This window comes from Ferribacterium limneticum (assembly GCF_020510585.1).
Lineage (GTDB): Bacteria > Pseudomonadota > Gammaproteobacteria > Burkholderiales > Rhodocyclaceae > Azonexus.
Genome location: NZ_CP075190.1, coordinates 3,176,266 through 3,191,689, shown reverse-complemented (window position 1 = coordinate 3,191,689; position 15,424 = coordinate 3,176,266). Strand labels below are relative to the sequence as shown.

Here is a 15,424-nt window from a genome sequence, read left to right as displayed (position 1 = left end):
GGCGTATGCTATCGGCCAGCCAGTTGGCCAGCGATGCAATCGCCGCAGTTCGGGGCGAGCGAAAGGATAGCCCTGTGAGCCCAGCAAAAATTGAAGAACTCTTCGATCTCCTCCGCGCCGCCTGCGCCCGCCAGTTTCGCTTCAATCCCCGGCGCATCACGGCGAGCATGCGCTACGTCGGCAAAGAGGGTCACGGCAAGGATCAGGTTCACGTCTTCCGTGATGCCTCGACCCATTCGCAGATCGAGTTGGACAGCACCTTCGCCACGCTGCGTGAAAAGCATGGCGACAAGCCGCACTGGACCGAGGCCGAGAAGGCGCACTACCAGAGCACCGATGCCGAGATCGACGCCGAGATCGCTGCCAAGAAGGCTGAGCTTGAATTCACGCAGAATTCCGCACTCTATCAGGACCACAAGGCCGAACTGCTGACGCACTACAAGGACTGGCCCGGCTACGTCCCCGGCGTGACCAATCCGCGCGAAGCCGCACGGCTGCTGATCGCCGCCCTGGCCGAGGCCAACGATGCCCGACTGACCGCCTTCGCCGAACACACGGGCTCGAACGATCCGGAGCATCTGGCCCACCTGTTGCTGGCGCCGTGTCACCTTGAAATCGAAGCCAGCAAGGCTGCTGCAAGCTCGTAATCGGACGTTGCGGCAAGCGGCAGTCACTCGCCGGGAAGTACAATTCGGGGATGACTGAAAACGCAACGAACGACTCCGTCGAGACCGAAGAGGCCGACGTCATCAACGAGCCACGCCTGTGGCGCAACAACGGGTGGACGGCCCGCGTCATCAAGAACGAAGACGACGAAGGCTGGGCCGTCGAAATGATCAAGGACGGCGAAGCCGAGCCGGCGCTGGTCGGCCCGTGGACCATGGGGCGCGACAAGAAAAACCCCAAGCCGCTCGACGTTTCCGCCTTCCAGACCCTGATCAAGACGGCTTCCGAAGTCCTGCGCCGGCACGAGCATCAATTGCATGCCCAACTGCACAAGAAACTCACGGTCGACCGGGAAAACGGGCCAATTTTGATATGCCTCGACATCGTTCCCGACGAGGACGATCCCTACGCCACGCTGTCGGCCGAAGATGCCGATGGCGAGCAACTGGCGAAAGTCCGTGTCGGCCCGAACTTCAAGCTCAGCCCGGCCAGCGCCAACGCCTGGATCGACGACGAATTCCGCCAGCCCGAGTAAGGCCGAAGATGAGCATCGAAACCATCACCAGAAAACAGGCAGTCCAGGGTTACACCGGCTATTCCTGCATCGGCCTCTACAACCCGAAAGGCCCGGAAAACGTCGGCTCCATCATGCGCGCCGCCGGCTGCTATGGCGTCAACACGGTGTTCTACACCGGCAAACGCTACGAGCGCGCAGTCGAATTCCGCACCGACACCAAGCAGGTTCACCTGCAACTGCCGCTGATCGGCGTCGACGACCTGCAGCAGGTCATCCCCTTCGGCTGCGTGCCGGTTGCCATCGAAGTCCACCCGGACGCCAAACCGCTCACCGAGTACCAGCACCCCGAACGCGCCTTCTACATCTTCGGCCCGGAAGACGGCAGCCTGAAAAAGAACGTCACCTCATGGTGCAAGGACATCGTCTACATCCCCACCCACGGCTGTATGAATCTGGCGGCGACGGTCAATGTCGTGCTCTATGACCGGATGCTCAAGGCAGGCAGTAATCGAGTTTAGAAGGGGTGGCCACCCGTCAGGCTATCTTAAGATTCATCGACAATAATCTCGAATTGAGTTGAGACAATGAAGACGGGAGGTCGCATGAACCCCTTCAACAAGCGCACGGCCTGGCGTATCGGCGCCGTCAGCCTGTTGCTCGCGTTCCTGGCGAGTCCGCTGGCCTGGTTTGTCGCCCGGGAAAAGGCCGAGGAAAGCACGGTTTCGCTGGCGATTGAGGAATCGCAGCGGCTGTTGGGCCATTTTGGCGCCATCGCCCTGAGCGGGCCGGATGCCGCGGCGCATGCCAACGATGCGGCCAAAACACTGACCGGCGGCCTGTTCGATATCGCCGAAATCTACGACGGCCAAGGCCAGAAAATGGCTGAAGAAATGACGGCGGAAGGCTTGCATCTCGAAGGCATATTGATTCACCACGCCAGGCCGACCTATACGGCGACCTCTTATGAAAGCCTCAAGCTGCCTGATGGGCGCTGGGTTCTGCGGGTTTTCGTTCCCTTGCGGATCGGTGATACGCCGCAGTCCGAGATCACCGGCTATTTTGAAGGCGTCCGCGTTGTGCCCGAGTGGCAGCGGCAGCAGATGCTCGACAGCGCGCTGTCCGCCGCCTTGATGGTCGGCTTTGCCTCGCTGTTGTGCGGCGCGGCGATCTATCCGGTGGTCGTTCGCCTGTCGGCCGACAACGAGCGCAAGGCCCGCGAGGTCCTCGATTCGCACATTTCGATGATGGAGGCGCTGGGCCGCGCCATTGCCAAGCGCGATTCCGATACCGGCGTCCATAACTACCGCGTCGCCTGGATCGCCGCGCGGATCGCCGAGAAGCTCGGCTTCCGCGGCACCTCGATGCAGTCGCTGATCATCGGCAGCTTTCTCCACGATGTCGGCAAGATCGGCATTCCCGACGCCATTCTCCTCAAGCCGGGAAAACTCGATGACGCCGAATTCGCCATCATGAAAACCCATGTCAGCCAGGGCGAAGAAATCGTCACCGGCATCGGCTGGCTCGATGGTGCCAACGACGTTGTTTCAGGGCATCACGAAAAATGGAATGGCGCCGGTTATCCGCGAAGCCTCAAGGCCGACGAAATTCCCCTCGCCGCCCGCATCTTTGCCGTCGCCGACGTCTTCGACGCGCTCTGCTCGAAACGCCCCTACAAAGAACCGATGGGCTTTGACGCGGCCATGGCCATTCTGGAAAAAGACACCGGCAGCCACTTCGATCCCGGCGTAATGGCCGTGTTTCGCCCCATGGCGCGGGACATTTTTGACCAATTGGCCGGCTGCAGCGAAGAGTTCGCCAGCCAACTACTCGAAGATCAAGTCCGTCATCATTTCGGGATATGAGTCGGTTGGGGTTCGGAAGGGTTACGACATTTCATTTTTGAATTTTTTTCCGGTTGACCGTAGCAATCAACTTACCGGCGTGGCGCTTGCGTTGGCCTGCCAGTCTGGTTGGACTTGTACGGTATATTGAACAGGTTAGACATCATGCGCGTTGTCAATTTCTCCGATGCCGTCGTGATGTCGCTCGACACCTTCAACAGCCTCATGGAGACGGTCCAATTGCTGAAATCGCCGGCCAACGCCGCCCATCTGGTGCGCTCTATCGAGCAATACCGCAAAGGTAAAACCGAGGCGCAGGATTTGGCGGATGCCTAGTCAAATCACCTGGACCCTCGCCGCCTGGGAGGAAAACCAGTGCTGGCAAGGCCAGGACAGCAAGACGCTGAAACGGATCAACGCGGTCATCCGCGATTGTCTGCGCGAACCATTCGATGGCATCGGCAAACCCGAACCGCTGAAAGAGAACCTCTCAGGCTTCTGGTATCGGCGTATCGACGATACCAATCGCCTTGTTTATTGCGTCGATGGGGGCAATCAGGTGATCATCGCTTGCCGGTATCACTACGATGACTAAACAGGCCAGGTGCGCGAATCGAAGGGCAGTTCACGGTTTCGCGTTTTATCAAGGGATGTTGAGGCGGAGGCCCATTGCTAAATGACGCTGACCATTTTGACCCCAATTGATGCTGACTCCTTTGGCTTGGCCGCGACGTGCCTCTTTCCCTGTTGTTCGCCGGCCGACCCAATAAGAAAATCGTGGAAAAATCGTGAGTGAATCAAAAACCACTGGCTGGGCCAATGATCTGAGTATCGCGCGGGCGCTGACCTGGCGTTATGCGATTGCCCTGGCGCTGGTGGCCATGCTGTCCACGGCCGCCTGGGTCAGCCTGCATCTGGTCATTTCCGAGCAGAAAAGCACGGCGGCAGTGGTCAATGTCAGCGGCCGGCAGCGCATGCTCAGCCAGCGCACCGCCTTGTTTGCCAATCTGCTGGTCAATACCCCGGCGGCCGAGCGCCCGCCGGTCCGCAGCACACTGAAGGATGCGATCGAGCTGATGGCCCGCTCGCATCGCGGCCTGACCCGTGGCGACACCGAACTGGGGCTGCCCGACAGTATGTCGCCGGCAGTGCACGCGCTGTATTTCGACGGACCCGAGGCGCTCGACCGGCAAGTCGAAACCTATATCCAGACGATGCAGGCCTTGCTGATTGAGGCCGACGACGCGCTGACGCCGGATAACCTGCGCTTGCAGCACATCACCCGGACCGCGCCGACCACGCTGGTCACCGCGCTCGACCAGATGGTGCGCCAGTACCAGCGGGAGGGAGAGGCATCGGTCGGCCGCCTGCAGCAAGCCGAGACAATATTCTGGCTGGTCACGCTGCTGCTGCTGATCCTCGAAGCCCTGCTCATCTTCCATCCCTTCGTCCGCCACGTCCGCAACATCATCGGCAAGCTGCAGCAGCTCACTGAGCAGTTGCAACAGCATCAGGGCCATCTCGAAGAACTGGTCGAGCAGCGTACGGCCGACCTGGAAAGCCGCAGCAAGCAACTGGCCGACAGCGAGGAGAAGTTCCGCCTGATCAGCACCACCGCGCAGGACGCCATCGCCATCATCGGCCCCGACGAGCAGGTCATCTACTGGAACCCGGCGGCCGAAACCATATTTGGCTACAAGGCCGACGAGGCGATCGGCAAGAACCTGCACAACTTGCTTGTTCCGGTGAACTATCAAGATGCGGCGCACAGTGGGTTCAGTCGTTTCCAGAATACCAGCCAAGGCAAGTTCATCGGCAAGACCTTCGAGATCAGCGCGCTGCGCAAGAGCGGTGAGGAATTCCCGATCGAACTGTCCATTTCCGCCTTCTCGCTGCACAACAGCCTGCATGCGCTGGGCATCATCCGCGACATCACCGAGCGCAAGCGGGCCGAAGAGCAACTGCGCCAGCAGAAACAGTTCTCCGACGACATCGTCAACAGCCTGCCCGGCATCTTCTACATGCTCAACCAGCATGGGCGCTTCGTCCGGGTTAACAAGCTGTTCCTCGAAGTGACCGGCTTTGCACCGGATGACATCGAGCCGATGACAGCACTCGATTTCTTCGATGGGGAAGACCAGAGTCTGATCGGCCGGAAGATGCAGGAAGTGTTTGAAAATGGCGACGCCTGGGCCGAGGCGGACCTGCTGATCAGGTCCGGGGGCAAGATTCCCTACTACTTCACCGGCCACCGTACCTGCATTGACGGCCAGCCTTATCTGGTCGGCCTGGGCACCGACATCACCGAACGCCGCGCGCTGGAGCAAGAGATGGTGCGCCAGGCGAGGACTGATTCGCTGACTGCTCTGTCCAATCGCCGCCATTTCCGCGAACTGGCCGGCAATGAACTGGCGCGGGCCAGGCGCTATGGTCAAGCGCTGTCCGTATTGATGCTCGACCTCGACAAATTCAAGGGGATCAACGACACGCATGGCCATCAAACTGGCGATAACGTGCTGCGCAAGGTGGGCGAAGTCTGTCGGCAGATCCTGCGCGAAGTCGACATCGTCGGCCGCATCGGCGGCGAGGAATTTGCCATCCTGCTGCCGGAGAGCGACGTCAAGCAGGCTGCGGAAGTCGCCGAGCGCCTGCGCCAGGCGATCGCCGAAGCGGTGATCCGGCTGGAATCCGGCGGTGAGCTGCGGTTCACGGTATCAATCGGGGTCGCCCCGCAGAGCACGGCGGAGGCCACTATCGACGATCTGCTCAACCAGGCCGACAAGGCGCTTTACGAAGCCAAGCGCACGGGCCGCAACCGGGTATGTACGCTGGCGACCGATTAGCGGCGGCACGAAAGCCGCCCGCCGGCCGCCCGGGAAACGAGCTACGGCATGCAATATAATTGCCCTTCGCCGTAGTCCAGTTGGTCGATATTGCGGAACAATATGGGGCTGACTCCTATTGTTGTAAAAATTAAGAAATGCCTCTGACTTCTTTGGCTACATTGGAACAATTTGAAAGAACCAAGAGATATCTCGTAAGAATTGAAGGAATTTATGCGGGTATCTTTTCTTCAACAGGCTAGTTGGCAACTCAGATTTTATCGATGCGCTGGAGTTGGCGAAGGAGTGTGTTCTGCTATGGGAATCGTACATAAATGACCTTCAAGAGCATTACAAACAGTTCAGCAAAGACGCTTTGCTCTGATGCGCTTGTGTCTAATGCCTAATATGTTGAACGTCTGCGTGCCCAAAGGGCGCTCGGTCGCAACGGACTGCAAGCGAACAAACACTAAAATCAGTACCTGACCAAATAACCGGATGTACCTTTGACCTCCCATCCCATCGCCGTCTTCGACTCCGGCCTCGGCGGCCTGACGGTGTTGCGTGCCTTACGTGAGCGACTGCCGCAGGAAGATTTTTTCTATTTCGCCGATACCCGGTTTTTGCCCTACGGCGACCGGCCGGAGACCTTTCTTCGCGAGCGCGGGGTGTTGATTGCCGAGGCGCTGGTGGCGCGTGGAGCGAAGGCGCTGGTGATTGCCTGCAACACGGCAACGGCGGCGGCGGCGGAGGCGATTCGGGCTGCCATTGAGGTGCCGGTGGTGGCGCTGGAGCCTGGCGTCAAGCCGGCGGTGGGGCTGACCAGAACGGGTGTCATCGGCGTGCTGGCGACGACGCGGACTTTGGCCAGCGAGCGTTTTCAGCGGCTGGTTGGCAACCATGCCAACGGCCATCGGGTCATTGCCCAGCCATGTCCGGGCCTGGCTGAAGCTATCGAGGCTGAGGGGCCGGACAGCGCTGCCGTGGCCGCCTTGCTCGATACCTTCGTGGCGCCGCTGGCTGCGGCGGCGGCTGATGTCGTGGTGCTCGGCTGCACGCATTATCCGTGCGTGTCGGCGGCGATTGCCCGGCGCATGCCGGCGGGGACCGTGTTGCTCGATACCGGCGAGCCGGTGGCGCGTCAGCTTGAACGGCTATTGGCGGCGGGTAATCTGCTCGGCGGCGGCGAGGGCCGACTGACGGTTGCGACGAGCGGGGCGCCGGCTTCGGTGATTGCTACGGTCGACCGGATTTTTGGGCAAAAATTGAAAATCGAACACTGGGAGCCTTGATGAGCGAGGGGCAAAAAAACGGGGCACAAAAGCCGCTGGCCGGGCTCAAGGTGGTTGAACTTGGCACACTGATCGCCGGGCCGTTCTGCACGCGGATCATGGGCGAGTTCGGCGCCGAGGTGATCAAGGTCGAATCGCCCGATGGCGGCGACCCGCTGCGCAAGTGGCGCAAGCTGTACGAAGGCACTTCGCTGTGGTGGGCCGTGCAGGGGCGCAACAAGAAGTCGGTGACGGCCAACCTCAAGCATCCGGAAGGCCGCGACTTCGTCCGCCAGTTGATCGCAGGGGCCGACATCCTGGTCGAAAACTTCCGCCCCGGCGTGCTCGAAAAGCTCGGCCTGGGCTGGGAAACCTTGAAGGCCGACAATCCGGGGCTGGTCATGGTCCGCCTCTCGGGCTTCGGCCAGACCGGGCCGTACAAGGACCAGCCGGGCTTCGGCGCGGTCGGCGAATCGATGGGCGGCCTGCGCTACATCACCGGTTTTCCCGACCGGCCGCCGGTACGCACCGGGATTTCCATCGGCGATTCGATTGCCGCGCTGTGGGGCGCGATTGGCGCGCTCATGGCGCTGCGCCACAAGGAAGTCAATGGCGGGGCCGGGCAGGTGGTCGATGTCGCGCTCTACGAGGCAGTCTTCGCGATGATGGAGTCGATGGTGCCGGAGTTTGACGTTTTCGGCTTTGTCCGTGAGCGGACTGGCAACATCATGCCCGGCATCACGCCGTCGAGTACGCACACGACGAAGGATGGCAAGCACGTGACCATTGGCGCCAATGGCGACGCGATCTTCAAGCGCTTCATGCTGGCCATGGGCCGGCCGGATCTGGCCGAGGACACAACACTGGCCGACAACGCCGGCCGCGATGCGCGGCGCGACGAGATTTACGGGCTGATCGACGCGTGGTGCGCCGAGCACGATGAGGCCGAGGTGCTGGCCATGCTGGCCGCAGCGGAGGTGCCGTCATCGCGCGTCTATTCGGCTGTCGACATGTTCGCCGACCCGCAATTCATCGCCCGTCAGATGTTCGAATCAGCTCGTTTACCGGATGGCAAGGAATTCAAAATCCCCGGCATCGTGCCGAAATTGTCGGAGACACCGGGCAGCACGGAATGGCTGGGCGCGGCGCTTGGTGAACACACCGACGAAGTGCTGGCCGGGTTGGGCTATGCGCCCGAGCGCATCGCCGCGCTACGGGCCGACGGGGCGGTCTGAGCGGCTCAGGAAGGCCGTGGGGCTGGGGTGCCACGGTCAACCGGAAATTTGGGTCAAAATTGAAAGAACACAAGGGCTTGTTTGTGCCCAAAGCTGTCATACGGGGTGTGTTCGGATACAGTCAATCGACACACATTCCAACACCGAGCTTTCCATTCTTGACCGGAGCGAAACACCCGAAATACTTATTGCTGCCGTGACATTTCCCCACGACTTCTTGATCCGGAGACGGGTGTGGTCCAACATACCTGCAACCAAACTGGCACTCCGAGTCGTCCCTGCATGGCTTATACGCATCGGCGGCAGTCTTGACGCAACGAAATAAGTTCGCCATTCCGCCCACTTCCCAACTTCCGCCTTCCTCGCGGCACTTCCGTTCGTCAGCTTCCGAGTAACACAGAAAGCCCCATACGGTCATGGTCCACAGGCCATGCTTTTCACGGCATTGGGTCATTTTTCCTTCCTCTGACTGCGGTAGCTGGCATCGTCTTTCGTCTGGCGCACCTTGAACGTGGTACCCACCAGTCTGCGCGCATTCGCCATAGGGATTCATATCCACGTAGCACGCCTCCATCGTTAAACCTTGCCCCCTTAGGTCGTACTTGGAAGACGCCCAAATGCCTTTAATCTTTAAGCACTGTTCTTTTGTATCTATGTACAGCATGCTTTTTGAAATGGCCGGGGGCGTTGCTAGTGTCAGTACCAGAGCTAACAAATACAGGGCAAGTCTCATATTTTTGAATTTCATATCAGGCGATCCACTGTCGCCCGCTCACTATATACCCATGGAATAAGCGACAAAATGTCCGCTTTTGGCCGACAACTGCCATCGCGGGCAATCAGTAGCCGGCCAATCAACGTAACCGGAAACGCACCGGCAGGACGACCTGGCGCGGCGCGTCGGCTGGCAGCGATTGCAGGGAGCGGACGGCGCGCAGGGCGGCGTCGTCGAGCAGGGGGTGGCCGCTGCCTTGTTCGATGCGGGCGGCGCTGACTTTGCCGGCTTCGTCGATGATGAGCAGGATGTGGACTTCGCCCTCCAGCCCGCGGGCAATGGCTTCGGCCGGGTAGAACTGGCCGGCGTTGTCGAGTTTTTTGAGGTGCTCGCGGACAGTCTGGGTCCAGGTTTTCGGGGCGGATGCGCTGGTTTTTTCGGCTGGTTTTGACAGCGCTGGCTTGGGCGGTTTTGTCGCGGGTTTATTGGCCGGTTCAGGCTGCTCCGGCAGGCTGAGCGGCGGCGTTGCGGATGCGGCCGGGGGCGGGCGCAACTCGGCAGTCAGCGGTGCCGCGGTCAACCGGAAATTTTGGCCAAAATTGAAATCCGGCAGCAGCGGCAAGAGATGCAGCGAGAGCGACAACGCCAGCGCCGCAAAAAGCCGGTAATCGATCCGGGTCATGAGAAAATGGGGGCTGGCCTGAGGCAATGGATACGCAATGAAACTAACTGTAAAACGACGGCTTGCCATGATAAGCGCGATGGGGTTTTTGCTGTCGGCTTCGGCACCGGTTTTTTCGGCCGATGCCTTGCCTGACCCGGTGGCCTTCACCGTCAGAATGGAACTGGGCGATGTCGGCCAGGCGGAAAGCTGGCTCGATGCCGGTCTGCCGCCCGATTTCATGGGCAGCCGGATCGGTTCGGGCCTGATGATCGGTGCCTGGGAAGGCAAGCCGGATCTCATGCGTCTGTTCCTGGCGCGCGGGGCCGACATCAACAAACTGAATTCGAATGGCGAATCGGCCATTGCGCTGGCCGCCTGGCGCGGCAATCTGGAGATGGTCAAATGGCTGATTGAGCGCGGGGCGCGCATCAATGCGCCGGCCCGGCAATGGTCGGCGCTGCATTACGCGGTTTTCGCCGGGCACACCGAAGTCGCCGATTTTCTGATCGACCAGGGAGCCGACATCAACGCCCTGAGCACCAACGGCTCGAGCGTGCTGATGATGGCGGTGTATGAAGGCCACCAGGGGCTGGCCCGCAAGCTGATCGAAAAAGGTGCCGACCGGACGCCGAAGAACGACTGGGGCGACGGTGCGCTGGAGTGGGCAATGCGCCACGATCGGCTGGAACTGGCGCGCATGGTGACCAATCCGGAGGAGTTCAACATCGCGGTCAGCCAGCCCAAGGAAAAATGGGGGGCGCCGGTGCGTTCGATGCGCAGTTCGAAGGAGCTCGAAGAACTACTCAGTATGCGCGAAAAGCTGGTCGAGCGGAGCATGTCGACCAACGTTATCGACAAGCGCATTGCGACCGAACGGGTGCGCATCGTGCGCGCCGAAATGGATCGGCCGATGCCGGCGCGGGCGGTGACGATGGAAATTACCGCCAGCCGCAAGAAGCCACAGGAGCAGTCGGCAACGATCATCGTCGATGAAAAAGGCAAGGGTAAGGCGGTCGGCTTCAAGGCGCCGCCGGCTACTTACTTTGGCACGCCCAAAATGCCGATCAAGGCGCCGGTCAGGAACTACTGATACCGGGCCTTTCCGGCCGGATCAATTGCAAATCGCGATCGGCTCATGCAGACTGCGTCGATCAATCGAGAGGGGAATGGGCATGCTTTACGTGGCGAGAGATAGCAAGGGCAACATTTGCGAAGCGCACCCGATGCCCATCGGCGACGCCAGCGAAGCCTTGCCGGCCGATCATCCCGAGGTCTTGCAGTTCATCCACGAACGCTGGCGGCAGAACGAACTCCATGAACTGGACCGCGATTTCGTCCGGGTCATCGAAGACACCATCGAACTGCTCATCGCCAAGGATCTGATCATGTTCACCGACCTGCCGCCCAAGGTTCAGGAAAAGCTGCTGCGTCGCAAGCAGGTTCGCCAGCTTAAGCACTACGAAGGCCATTTCGGCACCGGCGGCGACGACATCATCCCGCTCTGAGCCGTTAGCCCGGGCGTTTTCAGTTAACCGTCACCACGGCCTTGACCAGTTCGGCCAGGGTGCGCACACCCATTTTCTCCATTACCCGCGCCCGGTGGGCTTCGACGGTTTTCATGCTGATGTTCAGTTCGTCGGCGATCTGCTTGTTGAGCTTGCCGGCGACGACCAGTTTCATGACTTCGCTTTCGCGCTGGGTCAGCTGATCAAGGCGGTGGCTGATCGCCCCGTTGCGCTGGCGACGGGCCGATAGCTGGGCGTCCAGCTCCAGGGCGCGAACGATACGCGAGAGCAGATCCTCGTTGTGGAAGGGCTTTTCGATGAAATCGCAGGCGCCGCGCTGCAGCGCCGAGACGGCCATCGGCACGTCGCCATGGCCGGTGACGAAGATGACCGGCAATTCGGAGCCGAGGGCATCGAGCTTTTCATGCAGTTCGAGGCCGCTCATTTCCGGCATCCGCACGTCAAGGATCAGGCAGCCGCGCATGTCGTCGCGGCGTGCCTTGAGGAAACTCTCGGCCGAGTCGAAGCAGGCGACGACGTAGCCTTCGCCCTCGAGCAGCCAGGTCATCGAGTCGCGCATGGCCTCGTCGTCATCGACGACGTAAATTGTCTGCGTCAGATTATTCATTGCTGTCCTCGCCTAACTCTTCGATCGGTACCGTGAAGTGGAATACGGTACCACCCTCGCGCCGCGGCTCGACCCACAGCCGCCCCTGATGAAACTCGATGATCGAGCGGCAGATCGCCAGGCCGATGCCCATGCCCTCGGCCTTGGTCGTGTAGAAGGGGGCAAAAATCTTTTCGATGTCCTCTTCGGCTAGGCCGTGCCCCTGGTCGGCCACGGTGATTTCCAGCATCCGCTCGTCGACCTGCTGGGCCTGCAAGGTCAGCAGCCGGCGCTCGACCGGCACGTCGCTCATCGCTTCGATAGCGTTCTTGAACAAATTGAGCAGCACCTGCTCGATCATGATGCGGTCGACGACGATTTTCGGCAAATTTTCGGGCAGGTCGACAACGATCTGCGTGCCGGTGCGCTGGGCGTCGATGTCGGCGAAGGCGCGCGTTTCATCGACCAGTTCCTCGAGCGCGATGGGCTGCCGGTTGGGGTCGCCCTTCTTCACCATGTCGCGCATGCGGCGGATAATCTTGCCGGCCCGCTCAGCTTGGTCCGAGGCCTTCTGCATGGCGGCGAGCAGGTCGTCGAGCTTGTAGTTGCCGGCCTGCATGCGCTTGACGCAACCGGCGCAGTAATTGGCGATGGCCGACAGCGGCTGGTTCAGCTCGTGGGCCAGCGACGAGGCCATTTCGCCCATGGTGATCAGGCGCGAGGTCTGCTCGAGGCGCTTTTGTTGCTGCAGGTTGACCTCTTCGATGTGTTTCTTGTCGGTGATGTCGGCACCGATCTGGACGCGCACGGTGCGCCCGTCGACCCAGCGGATGGCGCGTTCATGCAGGTGATACCAGTGGCCGGACAGGGTGTGCTGGAGTTCGCCATCGAACAGTTCGCAGGGCAGTTCTTCGGGGCCGATCTGCAGCGGGTCGCGGGCTAGCTGGTCAGGTGGTGGCCGGCAGGCAGCGGTAACATGCGACGAATTCTGGCCAACCGCGTCGAAGCCGAAGATGTTCTGGAAGGCGCGGTTGGCAAAGAGGATTTCGCCGGTCTGCACGTCGGTAACGTGCACGGCCGAGTCGAGACCGTCGATGACCGTGACGAAGCGCTCATGGGCGCGCTCGAGTTCGACGCGAATGCGCTTTGGCTCGGTGATGTCGTTCATCGAGGCCATCCAGCCGATCTGCTGGCCGTTGGTGCCGATCAGTGGCGAAAAGTAGAGGCGCACGTCGAAGCGCTCGCCGCTCCGGCGCATGATGCGCATCTCGAAGCCGCTGGCCGGCGCCTTGCCGGCCAGGGCGGTGTCGATGTTGTTCTGCAGGCGGTCGAACTCTTCCGGTGGCCAGTAAGGGTAGGGCGGCTTGATGCCGACCAGCTCGCTTTCGTCGAAGCCGGTCATCCGGCAGAAGGCGGCGTTGACGAAGGTGATCCGGCCCTCGAGATCGATGGCGCGCAGGCCGGTGATCAGCGATTGCGACATGGCCTGGCGAAAGGCGTAGGCGGTGCGCAGTTCTTCTTCGGTCTCGGCCCGGTGCTGGGCATGCCGGCGCAGCTGGATCAGCGTCACCGAAGCGATCAGCGTCAGCACGATAATCAGTGCCGCCGGCACGAAGGGCAGCCAGGCGCCGCCGACGCGGTAGGCGACGATGTTGAGGCCGAGGCGGTTGTTGGGCAATTCGAGGCTGATCTGGCCGGAAACCTGGCGGTCGGTCGGCTTGACCGACGAATTGCTCAAGAGCTCGCGATTTTGTGCATCGACCACGGTCAGGCTGTAGCGGGCCGTGAATACGGTGGGCAGGGTCGTGCGCAGCAGCGTTTCCAGCGACTGCAGCGCGATGAAGGCGCCGAGGTCGGCACTGCCGCGCTGCACCGGCAGGATGATGTCGTGGGCCGGGCGCTGGGTGGCATCCCGGTAGTCCGGCGAAACCACCGTGCGGCGCACGCGCAGGGCTTCCTGCAGGGCGGCCAGGCGCTCGCCGGTCAGTTGTTCGCCAACGAAGACAGCCGTTGATTCATTGGGGGCGACCCATTCGACCTTGCCATCGGTATCGACCCAGACGATGGCCTGGATTTCCGGCGCCTCGCGCGCATAGCGGCTGGCCTTGACCTGGAAGGCCTCGTAGGTGAGCTGCTTGAATTCCTGTTCGCGGCCGAGCTCGCCGAGAAAGTCCTGATGCGCGTGCAGGCGGTTTTCGATGGTCCGTTCCGCCCAGTGCATGTCGCCCTCCAGGGCCGACCGCGCGGTGTCCAGTTCGCGCCACTGGAGCAGTCCGGTGAGGACCAGCATGGCCAGCGCGAATATGCCGATGGCGACGTAGGGCGCGAGCCATAGCCGCGTGTGCTTCGGCTGAGGAGAAGGGGGACGCATGAGCATGGCCAAATTCTTAGCCCCCCGTGTCACATCGGCCATAGGTACTTACCCTATGTTGATCAGATAAGCAGCAATCCAGGGCACGAGCAGGGCGGTGAGCGCCCCGTTCATGCCCATGGCCAGCGCTGCAAAGGCTCCGCTCTGCTCGTTTACCTGAAAGGCGCGTGCCGTGCCGATGCCGTGCGAGGCGATGCCGATGGCGAAGCCGCGGATGGCCGGGTCGCGCACCTTCATGGCGTCGAAGACAAAGCGCGCGCCGACGGCACCGAGGATGCCGGTGACGATGACCAGCACGGCGGTCAGCGACGGGATGCCGCCGATGCGTTCGGCGATACCCATGGCAATCGGCGTCGTCACCGACTTGGGGGCGAGCGAAAGCTGGGTCGAGGCGCTGGCGCCAAACAGGCGGGCGACCAGCACGGCCGAGACGATGGCCGTCAGGCTGCCGGCGAGCAGCCCGGCAAGCACCGGCAGCAACATCGAGCGGACGCGCTTGAACTGGGTGTACAGCGGGATGGCCAGCGCCACGGTGGCCGGGCCGAGCAGGAAATGCACGAACTGGGCACCGGCGAAGTAGGTTTCGTACGATGTTGCGGTCAACGTCAAAAACAGCACCAAAATGAAAACGGCGATGAGCACCGGGTTGGCCAGCGGATTGTTGCCGGAGCGCCGGTAGAGCGCGAAAGCGGCCTGATAGGCGAGCAGCGTGATGGTTAGCCCGAGCAGCGGCGAGGCCGAGAGGTAGACCCAGATCTGGCTGATTTCCTGCGTCATGGCGTTTCCCCCGAGGCGGCTGGGCGGCGCTGGCAGAGCTTCATGACCAGCGCGGTGACGACCAGGGTAGCCAGCGTGCTGACCAGCAGCGAAACGAGCAGCGGCAGCCATTCGTCTGACACCCGATGGAGATGGACCATGATGCCGGTGCCGGCCGGCACGAAGAGCAGCGACAGGTGTTGCAGCAGATTCTGGCTGGTCGTCTGCAGCTCTTCGCCGGGGCCACCGCGCAGCACGAGCGCGACAAAGAGCATGAGCATGCCGATGACCGGGCCGGGGATGGGCAGATTGAGCGAGCGGGCGAGGACTTCGCCGGCCAACTGGAAAACGAGCAGGGCGGAGAGGGCGGAAATCACGGGCAGCCTCCAGAAAGAATCAGAAGGCTGCCAGTGTATTGGCTCAGTTAAGTTTTGATAACGGGTGAAAAAGTCGC

17 protein-coding genes are annotated in these 15,424 nt (G+C 61.4%); 11 read left to right on the top strand and 6 right to left on the bottom strand.

The window, feature by feature from the left end:
* Nucleotides 1-74 precede the first annotated feature (74 nt).
* The 9 genes from KI613_RS15290 to KI613_RS15250 all read left to right on the top strand — a co-directional run bounded on the left by KI613_RS15290 (nt 75) and on the right by KI613_RS15250 (nt 8,352).
* The gene (locus tag KI613_RS15290; RefSeq protein WP_226400942.1) at nt 75-647 is read left to right on the top strand and encodes a hypothetical protein; all 573 of its coding nucleotides are present in this window, start codon (nt 75-77) and stop codon (nt 645-647) included.
* Nucleotides 648-697: 50 nt separating this feature from the next.
* Entirely contained in the window at nt 698-1,201 is a 504-nt protein-coding gene (locus KI613_RS15285; RefSeq protein WP_226400941.1) for a hypothetical protein, read from the top strand.
* An 8-nt stretch (nt 1,202-1,209) separates the two neighbouring features.
* Entirely contained in the window at nt 1,210-1,701 is a 492-nt protein-coding gene (locus tag KI613_RS15280) for an RNA methyltransferase (RefSeq protein ID WP_226400939.1), read from the top strand.
* A gap of 84 nt (nt 1,702-1,785) precedes the next feature.
* Nucleotides 1,786-3,045, top strand: coding sequence for an HD-GYP domain-containing protein (locus tag KI613_RS15275; RefSeq protein ID WP_226400937.1), 1,260 nt, complete (start codon nt 1,786-1,788; stop codon nt 3,043-3,045).
* Nucleotides 3,046-3,189: 144 nt separating this feature from the next.
* Complete coding sequence (locus KI613_RS15270; RefSeq protein WP_226400935.1) at nt 3,190-3,360, top strand: type II toxin-antitoxin system Phd/YefM family antitoxin; 171 nt, start codon at nt 3,190-3,192, stop codon at nt 3,358-3,360.
* The gene (locus KI613_RS15265) at nt 3,353-3,619 is read left to right on the top strand and encodes a Txe/YoeB family addiction module toxin (RefSeq protein WP_226400933.1); all 267 of its coding nucleotides are present in this window, start codon (nt 3,353-3,355) and stop codon (nt 3,617-3,619) included. The genes KI613_RS15270 and KI613_RS15265 overlap by 8 nt, the downstream gene beginning before the upstream one ends.
* A 193-nt stretch (nt 3,620-3,812) precedes the next feature.
* Nucleotides 3,813-5,867 (top strand): diguanylate cyclase, encoded by a 2,055-nt coding sequence (locus KI613_RS15260; RefSeq protein ID WP_226400931.1) that lies wholly within the window; start codon nt 3,813-3,815, stop codon nt 5,865-5,867.
* Between the two features lie 485 nt (nt 5,868-6,352).
* A complete protein-coding gene (gene murI / locus KI613_RS15255) occupies nt 6,353-7,138 on the top strand; it encodes a glutamate racemase (RefSeq protein ID WP_226400929.1) in 786 nt (261 codons plus the stop codon).
* Nucleotides 7,138-8,352, top strand: a complete 1,215-nt coding sequence (locus KI613_RS15250; protein WP_226400927.1) for a CaiB/BaiF CoA transferase family protein — start codon at nt 7,138-7,140, stop codon at nt 8,350-8,352. The genes murI and KI613_RS15250 overlap by 1 nt, the downstream gene beginning before the upstream one ends.
* A gap of 121 nt (nt 8,353-8,473) precedes the next feature.
* Here the strand turns inward: KI613_RS15250 and KI613_RS15245 are convergent, their stop codons facing one another.
* Both KI613_RS15245 and KI613_RS15240 read right to left on the bottom strand, forming a co-directional pair.
* A complete protein-coding gene (locus tag KI613_RS15245; protein ID WP_226400925.1) occupies nt 8,474-9,100 on the bottom strand; it encodes a hypothetical protein in 627 nt (208 codons plus the stop codon).
* 106 nt (nt 9,101-9,206) lie between these two features.
* On the bottom strand, nt 9,207-9,749 hold the full coding sequence (locus tag KI613_RS15240; protein ID WP_226400923.1) for a TonB family protein: 543 nt from the start codon (nt 9,747-9,749) through the stop codon (nt 9,207-9,209).
* 79 nt (nt 9,750-9,828) lie between these two features.
* On the opposite strand from KI613_RS15240, the gene KI613_RS15235 reads away from it, so the two are divergent.
* Both KI613_RS15235 and KI613_RS15230 read left to right on the top strand, forming a co-directional pair.
* Nucleotides 9,829-10,821 carry an ankyrin repeat domain-containing protein gene (locus tag KI613_RS15235; protein ID WP_226400921.1) on the top strand — a complete coding sequence of 331 codons (993 nt, stop codon included), beginning with the start codon at nt 9,829-9,831 and terminating at the stop codon, nt 10,819-10,821.
* Nucleotides 10,822-10,897: 76 nt separating this feature from the next.
* Complete coding sequence (locus tag KI613_RS15230) at nt 10,898-11,236, top strand: hypothetical protein (protein WP_226400919.1); 339 nt, start codon at nt 10,898-10,900, stop codon at nt 11,234-11,236.
* A gap of 19 nt (nt 11,237-11,255) precedes the next feature.
* Here KI613_RS15230 and KI613_RS15225 read toward each other — a convergent pair whose 3' ends face one another.
* Genes KI613_RS15225 through KI613_RS15210 form a run of 4 tightly spaced genes read right to left on the bottom strand, consistent with a single transcriptional unit; the run spans nt 11,256 to nt 15,347 of the window.
* Nucleotides 11,256-11,864 (bottom strand): response regulator transcription factor, encoded by a 609-nt coding sequence (locus KI613_RS15225; RefSeq protein ID WP_226400917.1) that lies wholly within the window; start codon nt 11,862-11,864, stop codon nt 11,256-11,258.
* Complete coding sequence (locus tag KI613_RS15220) at nt 11,857-14,220, bottom strand: PAS domain S-box protein (protein ID WP_226400915.1); 2,364 nt, start codon at nt 14,218-14,220, stop codon at nt 11,857-11,859. Before KI613_RS15220 ends, KI613_RS15225 begins: the two co-directional genes overlap by 8 nt.
* Before the next feature lie 42 nt (nt 14,221-14,262).
* On the bottom strand, nt 14,263-14,991 hold the full coding sequence (locus KI613_RS15215; RefSeq protein WP_226400913.1) for an LrgB family protein: 729 nt from the start codon (nt 14,989-14,991) through the stop codon (nt 14,263-14,265).
* Nucleotides 14,988-15,347: a CidA/LrgA family protein gene (locus KI613_RS15210; RefSeq protein WP_226400911.1), complete on the bottom strand. Its 360-nt coding sequence runs from the start codon at nt 15,345-15,347 to the stop codon at nt 14,988-14,990. The genes KI613_RS15215 and KI613_RS15210 overlap by 4 nt, the downstream gene beginning before the upstream one ends.
* Between the last annotated feature and the right edge of the window lie 77 nt (nt 15,348-15,424).

Excerpts from the sequence above, each read along its gene's own strand:
- KI613_RS15225 (WP_226400917.1), bottom strand. The coding sequence starts at position 11,864 with ATGAATAATCTGACGCAGACAATTTACGTCGTCGATGACGACGAGGCC.
- KI613_RS15250 (WP_226400927.1), top strand. The coding sequence starts at position 7,138 with ATGAGCGAGGGGCAAAAAAACGGGGCACAAAAGCCGCTGGCCGGGCTC.
- KI613_RS15245 (WP_226400925.1), bottom strand. The coding sequence starts at position 9,100 with ATGAAATTCAAAAATATGAGACTTGCCCTGTATTTGTTAGCTCTGGTA.
- KI613_RS15215 (WP_226400913.1), bottom strand. The coding sequence starts at position 14,991 with ATGACGCAGGAAATCAGCCAGATCTGGGTCTACCTCTCGGCCTCGCCG.
- KI613_RS15270 (WP_226400935.1), top strand. The coding sequence starts at position 3,190 with ATGCGCGTTGTCAATTTCTCCGATGCCGTCGTGATGTCGCTCGACACC.
- KI613_RS15275 (WP_226400937.1), top strand. The coding sequence starts at position 1,786 with ATGAACCCCTTCAACAAGCGCACGGCCTGGCGTATCGGCGCCGTCAGC.
- KI613_RS15235 (WP_226400921.1), top strand. The coding sequence starts at position 9,829 with ATGGGGTTTTTGCTGTCGGCTTCGGCACCGGTTTTTTCGGCCGATGCC.
- KI613_RS15265 (WP_226400933.1), top strand. The coding sequence starts at position 3,353 with ATGCCTAGTCAAATCACCTGGACCCTCGCCGCCTGGGAGGAAAACCAG.
- KI613_RS15280 (WP_226400939.1), top strand. The coding sequence starts at position 1,210 with ATGAGCATCGAAACCATCACCAGAAAACAGGCAGTCCAGGGTTACACC.
- KI613_RS15240 (WP_226400923.1), bottom strand. The coding sequence starts at position 9,749 with ATGACCCGGATCGATTACCGGCTTTTTGCGGCGCTGGCGTTGTCGCTC.
- KI613_RS15220 (WP_226400915.1), bottom strand. The coding sequence starts at position 14,220 with ATGCTCATGCGTCCCCCTTCTCCTCAGCCGAAGCACACGCGGCTATGG.
- KI613_RS15285 (WP_226400941.1), top strand. The coding sequence starts at position 698 with ATGACTGAAAACGCAACGAACGACTCCGTCGAGACCGAAGAGGCCGAC.
- KI613_RS15230 (WP_226400919.1), top strand. The coding sequence starts at position 10,898 with ATGGGCATGCTTTACGTGGCGAGAGATAGCAAGGGCAACATTTGCGAA.